Source organism: Burkholderiaceae bacterium DAT-1, from assembly GCA_019084025.1.
Classification (GTDB): Bacteria; Pseudomonadota; Gammaproteobacteria; order Burkholderiales; family Chitinimonadaceae; genus DAT-1.
On record JAHRBI010000006.1, the window covers coordinates 102,781 to 112,571 of the forward strand.

The following is a 9,791-nucleotide window of genomic DNA, read 5'->3' on the forward strand; positions in this document are numbered from 1 at the left end:
ATCAGCACCCGCTGGAAGTAAGTGCCGAGGTAACGGGTGTCGCACCATTTCCGCTATCCGCAAAGGTAAACGAGCAGTTGCCTGATGCGCCTTTAGTTGTATCGTAGATGGTGACAGTAGTAGCGGTGCCATTGGTACATGTGGATGGGCTGAGGCTAGTACCATATGAACTATCTAGCCCGGCAACCGTTGCAATGGCACAGGCATTCGGGTAACCCGACGCCACACCCAGTCCGGTGGTTGTACCCGATAGCACAGGCAGCGTACCGCCGTCATACGCAATGCTTCCGGCAGTAGGTGAACCCGCTGCTAGCCATTTCGCATGAATGAGTCCATTCGCAGAGTTTACCGCACCAATTGCGGCGTTCATCTTTGCAATGCGTGACTCAGAGGACAGGCTGACAAATTTGGGTAATGCCACTGCGGCCAACACACCCAGAATCACCAAGACTGCGATCAGCTCAATCAGTGTAAAGCCATTTTGTTTGCTGTGCATTGCATCCTCCTGAACACACGCTGCGCACCATCGTTCAACTTTCACCATAGACTAGCGGGCAAACTTTCGCGTGAAAATAGCCACTACTGGCGATGTAACATCGTGCTTCCAAGATCCCACATGGGAAGAAAAACGCCAAGCGCCAGTATCATGACCATGCCGGCCAATATCACAATCAGGACTGGCTCGATTCGCACACTCAGCGTTTCAATATCGTAGGCAACCTCGCGTTCATACATGCCTGCCACTTCATCGAGCAAACCATCCATGTCGCCAGTCTCTTCCCCTACCTGAATCATCTGTAAAACCAGAGGTGGAAAAATGGTCGATGCTGAAAATACACGCAATACACTATCGCCTCGTTCAATACCTAGACGCATCAATCTAAGCTTTTCGGCAATCCACCGGTTGTCGACTACCTGTCCTACCACCATCAGGCCCTGTGTAACGGGAATCCCGCTCTTTAGCGCGAGGGCAAACGATCGTGTAAATCTCGCCATGGCGGCCTTTTGAAGGGTTCCACCTACAATGGGAAGCTTGAGCTTGGTCTCGTCCCACCAATATCTGCCCTGATCTGTACGCAGGTAATGACGTATACCCCACCCTGCACTCAGCACGAGTATGGCAATCAACCATCCATGTTTGACGGTCAGGTTTGAAACTGCAATGAGCATGCGTGTGACCAGCGGCAGCACAGCTTTATACTGGGCAAATACCTGCGCAAATGCAGGCACGACAAAGACATTGATCACAATCATTGCCAATACCATGGCCACTAATACAAATGAGGGATAGCGCAATGCAGCCCGCACTCGCTGCCGCATTTGCTTGTCGAATTCCAAGTGTTCGTAAAGCCGCAGGAAAATCGTATCCAGATGCCCTGTCATTTCACCTACGCGAACCATGGCGATAAAGAATGGGGAAAACACGCCACCTTCCGTTAGCGCAATTGAGAGCTCCCGCCCCGAATCCAGACTATCTCGCAAACGGCCAAGGACTAAGGCAAAGGCAGGATTGGGGCAGGACTCGCGCAAGCCCGCAAGGGCAGACAAAATCGGTACACCCGCCTTCAGCAAGGTATGCATCTGGCGACTGAATAACATAATGTCTTCAGGCGTGACGCGCTGTCGCCTCCAATTTGCCGTGATCTGCGTCGTACTGTCAGTCGGTGTCGCATCAACAATATCAACCGGTATTAAGCCTCTAAGTCGCAGTTGCTCCACAACACCCGTCTCACTTGGTGCGTCGAGCATCCCTTCTACCAGATTACCCAGGCCATCCCGGGCTCGGAATTGATAGCTCCCCATGATCAGTCATCCTGCGCAGATACCACACGCATGGCTTCTCGCACCGTTGTCTCACCCGCAAATACACGCGCTGCCGCATGATGTTTAAGTGTTGTCCGTCCCATTTGCTCACGAGCAGCGGCAGGAAAATCTTCCACGCCAATATGACTCAGTACATCCAGCATTGAACGGTTCATGTCCAGTAATTCGTATACGGCAATTCGTCCCAAATAGCCTGTTCCACTACACTCTGCACACCCTTGCCCCTGATAGCATACGGCGGAGTGTCCACGATCCGGCAATACGGCTTCCAGCCAGGTGCGTTCATTTGCGAGAGGCGGAACAGGTGTTTTGCAGTGATCGCAGATTTTTCGAAGTAGCCGCTGCGCCACCACGCCAAGTAGAGATGTGCTCACCAAAAAGCGTGGGATACCCATGTCGATAAGTCTGGACGGTGCGCTTGCGGCATCATTGGTATGCAATGTCGAGAGTACGAGGTGCCCGGTCATTGCCGCACGCATGCCAATCTGGGCAGTCTCCTCATCACGCATTTCCCCTACGAGCAAAATGTCGGGATCTTGGCGCAGCGTAGCTCGGAGCACTCTGGCAAAGTTCAAGTCAATCTTGTCATTCACCTGAACCTGATTGATGCCCGCTAGTCGATACTCGACAGGGTCTTCTACGGTAATAATCTTGCGTTCCGCCGCGTTGAGCTCCGAGAGCGCAGCATACAATGTCGTAGTCTTGCCGCTGCCTGTGGGACCCGTCACTAACACCATGCCGTTTGAGGCATGGATCATCTGTCGAAATCTGGCCAACATTTGCATCGGCATGCCCAGGTTGGATAGATCAAGAATCCCGGTGCTTTGCGCCAGTAAACGCATCACGACGCACTCGCCATATTGTGTCGGCAATGTGGAAATGCGCACGTCTACGGATTGGCCTTTAACCGTCACATTAAAGCGCCCGTCTTGCGGTAGCCGCTTTTCGCTGATATCCAAGCCTGACATCAGCTTGAGACGAAGAACCAGTGCCGGCAAGATTCGATTGTCAGCTTCATTTTGCAAATGCAGTAGACCATCAATGCGAAAGCGAATTTGCAGACGGCTTTCCTGAGGCTCGATATGAATATCGCTCGCGCGGATTTGGCAGGCATCTTCAAAGATGGTTTGCAGCAACTTAACGACCGGCGCGTCTTCTGCACCACCGCTTAATGCAGAGGACGCGAATTCGGAATAGGTGCCCGCCAGATCACGTTCCAGCTCTTTGGCGAGCCCACTGATTTCTTCGGTGCGTCGGTACAGTTTGTCAATTTGCAGAGCGACCTGCGATTCACTCAACACCGCAATATCGACCTCTCGCTTCAATGTGCGGGCGATTTCATCGTAGGCAAATACGTCGGATGGATCGGACATGCCCAGTAGATAAGCATCGCCTTCTTCAGCAAGCAAAATCGCACGAAATCGCCGCGCCATCGACTCCGGCAGCATGTTGACCACTCGCTTATCAAATACAAATGACCGCAAGTCGACAAACCGTATATTCAATTGCCGAGCGATGGCGACTGCAATTTGCTCGTCACTGACCATGCCACTTTCTACAAGCACGCGCCCTAAACGTCGTCCGCTGTGCTTTTGCGATATCAATGCCTGATCAAGTTGATCCTGGGTGACTAATGATTGCTGGACGAGCAACTCACCCAAACGGAATTTTTGTGGTCTTTTCATGCATTGCACCGTAAAGCAGCAGTCCTTCATGCATTGTAGACATCCAGACTCCACTTCACCGACTGCAGACGTAACAAAGGCGCCCTGCTGAGCGCCTTCGATGACCTGCATATGGCGTATGCCCTGCTAATGTCCGCCACCGCCGCCAGTTGAACCAAACGGTGGCTTTGCCAGCCAGATGACGCCGATCAGCGCAACAAACACCATCGAGAATCCCCAGAAGATTTCGGTGGTGGCCAACTGCGCAGCCTGACGCTGAACAAGCCCCTCAAAATGCGCGTAGCTTCCGCCCACCGACATGCCGATCCCCTGCAACTTTTCCATATAACCCTGAGTGGCTGCACTGGTGCTACTGATGTGCTCCATCAAACGGGCATGGTGGAAATCAGTGTGGTGTTCCCAGATGGTCACCGTGACTGCAGTAGAAAACCCGCCCGCCAGCGTCCGGAAGAAATTGGACAGTCCACTGGCAGCCGCCATACGCGATGGTCCGATACCGGACAGCACAATCTGGTTGATCGGTACAAAAAACAGCGCTACACCAATCCCCTGGAACAATCGCGGCATCACGATGTGCGAGAAATCAGTATCGAGACTGAAAGTACTAAACCAGTGCATGGTGATTGCGAAAATCACAAAGGATGCAGAGGCTGCGATACGCAGATCCATTTTGTGCATATTCTTGCCGACAATGGGCGACAGAATAAAGGCCAGAATCCCCACGGGTGCAGTGGCCATCCCAGCCCAGCTCGGCGTGTAGCCCATCACCGTCTGCAGCCACAGCGGGAACAGGACCGTGCTGCCCATAAAGGCAGTAATCCCGAACGACAGCGTGATCACGCCGATCCGGAAATTACGCAGCTCGAAAAGCCGTAGATCCACAATCGGATGCGGGTCGGTCAGTTCCCATACGACAAGGAAACTGAGTGCAATGACCGCAATCACCGTCAGCGCACAGATAAAGGTTGAGCTGAACCAGTCCAGATCATTGCCATTATCCAGCATCAGCTGCAGCGCACCTACGCCCACCACCAGCAGCACGAGGCCAACCACATCGATAGGCTGCTTCACGGTCGGCGTTTCTCGCCCCTTCAGTACACGCCACGCAATCCAGCCCGAAAACACGCCGACCGGCGCATTGATATAGAAGATCCACGGCCAGCTATAGACTTCGGTGATATACCCGCCCAGCAGCGGCCCGAAAATCGGTGCCACAATCACGGTCATCGCCCAGAGTGCAAGGGCTAGTCCCTTCTTGTGTGGCGGATAATTTGCCAGTAGCAAGGTTTGCGATAGCGGTACCATCGGACCGGAGACCAGACCCTGCATCAGCCGGAAAAAAACCAGCATCGGCAGATTGGTGGCCAGCCCGCACAGCATCGACATGATGGTGAACAGGAAAACAGAGGTAAGAAAGACACGCACTTCGCCAAAGCGTCGTGCCAGCCAGCCCGTTAGTGGCACCGCAATTGCGGCGGCCACCGAATAGGAACTGATCGCCCATGTACCTTGACTGGAACTCACCGCCAGATTGCCGGCAATGGTGGGCACGGATACATTGACGATGGTGGTGTCCAGCACCTCCATGAAGGTCGCCAGCGCCACGGCCAGTGTCAGCCAGACCAGTTGCGTGCCGCGTATGGGCGGCAAGGCGCCGCCAGCAGCCTGTGTTGCAGGATTGCTCATATTGGCTACTCCGGTTTACCGGGCCCGCTCGGCGGCGCGGACAGCGGCGGTAGAGACACCGGCATGATGCGCCACAATCTTGTCGGCAATTTTGGCGACTTCATCCAGACGATTCTTGTAGGCTGTCGTCACTTGTACCGGTGCAGTATTCGCTACCTGAGCCAGCGTCTCGCCATCGCGTTTGTGAGTGTCCACTTCAACCACGGTCGACAAACCTACACGCAGCGGATGCGTAGCCAGTTCCTTCGGATCGAGTGCGATGCGAACTGGGACGCGCTGCACGACCTTGATCCAGTTACCGCTCGCATTTTGCGCGGGTAACAGCGAGAAAGCGGAGCCCGAACCCGCAGCAATCCCGGCAACCTTGCCGTGATATTCAACCTTGTTGCCCCAGATGTCGGCAGTAATCTTCGCAGGCTGACCAATGCGAATATTGCGCAACTCGGATTCCTTGAAGTTGGCGTCCACCCACAGATTATCCAATGGCACGATCGTCATGAGTGTGTTACCCGGCGCAATGCGCTGACCTACTTGAGCAGTACGCTTCGCCACGTAGCCCGTAATCGGCGAGACGATAGCATTGCGGTTGCGCACCAGCCAGGCTTGCTCGAAATCGCTGCGCGCCTTCAGCACACTCGGATGATCCAGCACGGTTACGCCATCCAGCCCAGCCTTGGATGCAGCAAGCTGTTGCTCGACCACCTTAACCGCCTGACGGGCGCTTTCCAGCGATTCCTTGGCGTGCGCCACTTCTTCTGCAGAGATGGCCTTATCGTTCAGCAAGGGGGCACGGCGATCGTAATCCGCCTGCGCCTTGGCCAGATCTACCTTACGCTGGGCAAGCAGGGATTCGTACTGGCCAACACTGGCGTATTGCTGGCGTACGGAACGCACCACTTCGCCTAGTCGGGCCTCAGCCTGGCGCAGCCCCACTTCCGAGTCGGTTGCATCCAGTTTGATCAGATCCTGACCTGCTTCCACCTTTTGGGTTTCATCACCGTGAATGGCGATGATGGTACCGGACACCTGCGGCGTGACATTGATCACATTGCCGCCAACGTAGGCATCTTCGGTTTCTTCTCGCTGCGACAGCACATTCACGTAATAGAAGCCGTAAGCGACTGCAGCGAGGGCAAATATCCCGCCCAGAGCCAGCATCAGAGGTTTGCGGCGCGCACTAGGCTGATCGTTGTTGAGTGGCTGATTGCTCATGTTCTTTTACTCCGGAATTCGGTTTACTTGGCCAGCGGGGCGCGATAGCCGCCACCCAGGGCACGTGTCAATTGCAGTTGTGCCGACAGAGTGCGGCCTTTCAACTGGATCATCTGTTCCTGCTGGATCAGGATGGGTAGACGGCTTTGCAGGACGCTCACCTGATCGGTCAGTCCTCGATCTGCACGGGCCTGCACCGCCTTTTCGATGGCAGCGGCTGCATCCAGTGAGGCGCGCAGCGTTTGTTCCTGCTTGCCATAACCCTGCACCAGCGCTACCTGCTCACCGATTTCCTTCACGGCATCCACAATGGTCTGGTTGTACTGGGCAATGGCCAGATCTACACCTGCCTGCTCGGATGCCAGATTCGCCTTCAACCTGCCGGACTCGAAAATGGGCAGGTGCAAGGCGGGTGCAATACCTGCCGTACGACTGGAAGAACGCAGCAAGGTATCCAGTTCAACGCTGGTAAATCCCGCAAATGCAGTCAGGCTGAAATCAGGATAAAACGCCGCCTTGGCCGCATCGACCCGGTAGCCGAGGCTTTCCACCCGCAGCTTTGATGCCTGGACATCCGCACGATTGGCGACCAGATCAAGCGAAGCCGGCACACTAGCCTGCATGCGGGGTAAGGAACGTGGCGACAAGGCCGGCGACCTGGTGTCACCTGTCAGCGCACGCAACTGTACTTCGGCGACTCGCATGCTGGCTTCACTCACTGCCTGCATCTGCTGGATCGCCGCAATTTCAAATTCTGTCTGGCGCTGTACGGTAACGGGATCGAGACCACGCGCCAGTCGTTTCTGATTGATGACGCGAATCTGGTCACGAATCTTTAATTGCTGGGCAAACATTTCCTGACGTGCCGCTTCCACCTGCCAGGCCATATAGGACTGTGCAACCGCTACGGTCATTACATTTTCGACTGCAGCACGCTCTGCACGTGCGGCCTGAGTTTGACCAAGCGCTGCCGATACACCTGCACGATGGCGTCCCCACCAGTCGAAGTCGTAGCTAAAATCCAGCGCCGCGCGGCCCATAGTCAGCCAGCTTCCAGCCAGCGGCGGCGGGAAGATGTAGTTTTCGCTCTCATACTCACGGCTAAGCGAGGCGTTCGCAGACAGCATCGGACCGCTATCTGCTCGCGCCTGATCAACAACTAGCTGTGCCTGCTTCACCCGGGCCGCAGCCACATCTAGCTGCGGCGCATGAGCCAGCGCTTGCTGGATGAGCGCATTCAACTGATCATCACCCAGCAGCTTCCACCAGTCGGCAGCAGGCCAGTCACCCTGAGGAAGCGTAGACGGAGGCACAGTTTCCGACTGCGCGGCGCGCATTGCAGCATGCCCGTGATCAGGTGGAATCGCTGCACACCCTGCCAGCAATACTCCCGAAACAGCGATGGCGAGCGCACCACGTATATATTGTTTCACATCTGGATAATTCATTTTTTAACCATATCCGTCAAAAAATGCCGGATCATCTATCCGGCATGTTGAACCTATTTGGATCTGAGAAACAGTCTAAGACCTTAGTCTACCTGTTCGTCCATCTTGTAAAGTTCACTCAGCAGTCGCTTGAGTAAACCCTCAAGCAACACCTTTTCCTCGTCACTAAAACAGGCAAAAGCTTTGCACAGGCGATCGCGCATGTGTGGCAGCAGCGCCTCCATCAATTCGGCACCCGCGGGCGCCAGTCGCAAATCGATGCGTCGGCGATCTTCGGGATTCGGATCACGAATCAGAAGCCCCTTCGCCACCAGATCATCACAGATACGGGTGACATTGGCACGCGACTCCCCGGTCACTTCACTCAAGCCGGATGGATTGATGGTTTCCAGTTCAGCGCGATATAACATAAGCAAGGCACTGAAACTCACATGATTCAATCCGTTCTTGCGGAAAATGTGATTGGCGTCTGTTACCATCAAGTCATTGATATGCTTGACGAGATGCTTGAGTACCACGTTACGGAATTCTGGCTCCGGAAGTCGGGTGCACACTTGCGCAATCCGCTTTTCAACGGGTACGAAACGCGGCGGGGTAAGATTCTGCTGTTCCATGCAAAAATAGTAAATCTTTCAACTATTCCAGTCAATACAGATAGCCCTCCGTATATCGGTAAGATTACGAAAAGACTTGCAACTACCACTTGAATATATTCTCTAATAACCTCATATAGCATCCTGAGACAACGGCCTATCTAGTTGGTAGCCGGTCTTAAACTGAATAACTCTTATGCGAGTACACGAATGAAACGCCCGATCCTGAATCTGTTGATGGTTTCACTGATTTCGGCATCCCTTGCCCTGCCTGCACAAGCACGCCTTGGTGGTAGCAGCGGTGGCAGCAGATCTACAGCGGTTGCGCCTAGAAGTGCAGTCACTCAACCTGGCCGCGTTGGCGGTGGTAAGAGTGTTGGCATGCAGCGCGACCAAGTCGTCAACAATGTCCGCAATGGCAATGTGCCGCCTCAGGGTGCTGCACAGGCCGCGCCTAACGCTGCACCTGCCTATGCAGCTCAGCCGCAGCAAGCACAGCGCAGTGGGCCGGGCTGGGGTACGGTGGCAGGCGCAGCCGCCGCGGGTGCCGCAGTAGGCTATCTGGCGGGTCATTCCAATACGCCACAGGCTGTTGCACCTGCTCCGGCAGTGCAGGCAGTGGCACCTGCGGGCACTGCACCTGCCGCAGGGTATACGCAACCACAAAGTAGCGGAGGGTCGTTTATGCCCTTGTTGCTGATTCTGGGCCTGGTGGGTATCGCTGCATGGTTCATGTTCCGCCGCGCAGGCAATCGTCCGGCAGCAGCATCAGTTAATCAAGCAGCCTATGATGCGGCACCGCGCGACTTCAGCATTCCGTCGATCGGCAGCGGCAATCAGGCTGCTGGTAATGGCAATGCACGTACGACACTCCTGCCGCAGGCTGAAAAGTTGTATCGCGATCTGCAGCAGGCCAATTCGACAGGTGACCATGGTTATCTGCGCGCTCACTGTACCGACGCCCTGTATGCAGAACTGGCTCCAACCGTAGGTGCTGGCCAGACATTCGTGAACACCGTGTCCTGCATACTCGCCGATGACAGCGCTGGCATGGCATCGATTCGCTATCGTGCCGTACTGACCGAAGATGGTGGCCATCCAGAAGAAATCGATGAAGTCTGGCACTTTGTGCAGCAAGGCACTGAATGGCGCCTGGCAGGTATCCAGCAGGTCTGATTCTGTTTTATCGACTTCGATGCTTCATCCCCTCGATTTGAGGATAAGCTCGGGTAGATGACTGATCGTCTCTGGTTCCGAACCCATTCGATACGATAGAAGGGGAACGCGATAAAAGCGTTCCCCTTTTTCTTTGCACATCCTTCGTTCACCGTCGCATCAGGATA

The 9,791-nt window shown here is 54.8% G+C and carries 8 protein-coding genes; 1 reads left to right on the top strand and 7 read right to left on the bottom strand.

All coding sequences use genetic code 11. The features are described 5' to 3' along the window. Window position 1 precedes the first annotated feature (1 nt). The 7 genes from KSF73_13655 to KSF73_13685 form a co-directional block, all read right to left on the bottom strand. On the bottom strand, window positions 2-496 hold the full coding sequence (locus KSF73_13655) for a type II secretion system GspH family protein (GenBank protein ID MBV1776756.1): 495 nt from the start codon (window positions 494-496) through the stop codon (window positions 2-4). Window positions 497-579: 83 nt separating this feature from the next. Beyond that, window positions 580-1,803, bottom strand: coding sequence for a type II secretion system F family protein (locus KSF73_13660; GenBank protein ID MBV1776757.1), 1,224 nt, complete (start codon window positions 1,801-1,803; stop codon window positions 580-582). A gap of 2 nt (window positions 1,804-1,805) precedes the next feature. Further along, window positions 1,806-3,509 (bottom strand): Flp pilus assembly complex ATPase component TadA, encoded by a 1,704-nt coding sequence (gene tadA / locus KSF73_13665; protein ID MBV1776758.1) that lies wholly within the window; start codon window positions 3,507-3,509, stop codon window positions 1,806-1,808. A 126-nt stretch (window positions 3,510-3,635) separates the two neighbouring features. Continuing rightward, window positions 3,636-5,195, bottom strand: coding sequence for a DHA2 family efflux MFS transporter permease subunit (locus tag KSF73_13670; GenBank protein ID MBV1776759.1), 1,560 nt, complete (start codon window positions 5,193-5,195; stop codon window positions 3,636-3,638). Between the two features lie 15 nt (window positions 5,196-5,210). Further along, window positions 5,211-6,407, bottom strand: a complete 1,197-nt coding sequence (locus KSF73_13675) for an efflux RND transporter periplasmic adaptor subunit (GenBank protein MBV1776760.1) — start codon at window positions 6,405-6,407, stop codon at window positions 5,211-5,213. Window positions 6,408-6,430: 23 nt separating this feature from the next. After that, window positions 6,431-7,840 (bottom strand): efflux transporter outer membrane subunit, encoded by a 1,410-nt coding sequence (locus tag KSF73_13680; GenBank protein ID MBV1776761.1) that lies wholly within the window; start codon window positions 7,838-7,840, stop codon window positions 6,431-6,433. Between the two features lie 98 nt (window positions 7,841-7,938). Then, window positions 7,939-8,469, bottom strand: coding sequence for a MarR family transcriptional regulator (locus KSF73_13685; protein ID MBV1776762.1), 531 nt, complete (start codon window positions 8,467-8,469; stop codon window positions 7,939-7,941). Window positions 8,470-8,658: 189 nt separating this feature from the next. Here KSF73_13685 and KSF73_13690 point away from each other — a divergent pair, with 189 nt between their 5' ends. Beyond that, on the top strand, window positions 8,659-9,624 hold the full coding sequence (locus KSF73_13690) for a hypothetical protein (GenBank protein ID MBV1776763.1): 966 nt from the start codon (window positions 8,659-8,661) through the stop codon (window positions 9,622-9,624). Window positions 9,625-9,791: the final 167 nt, after the last annotated feature.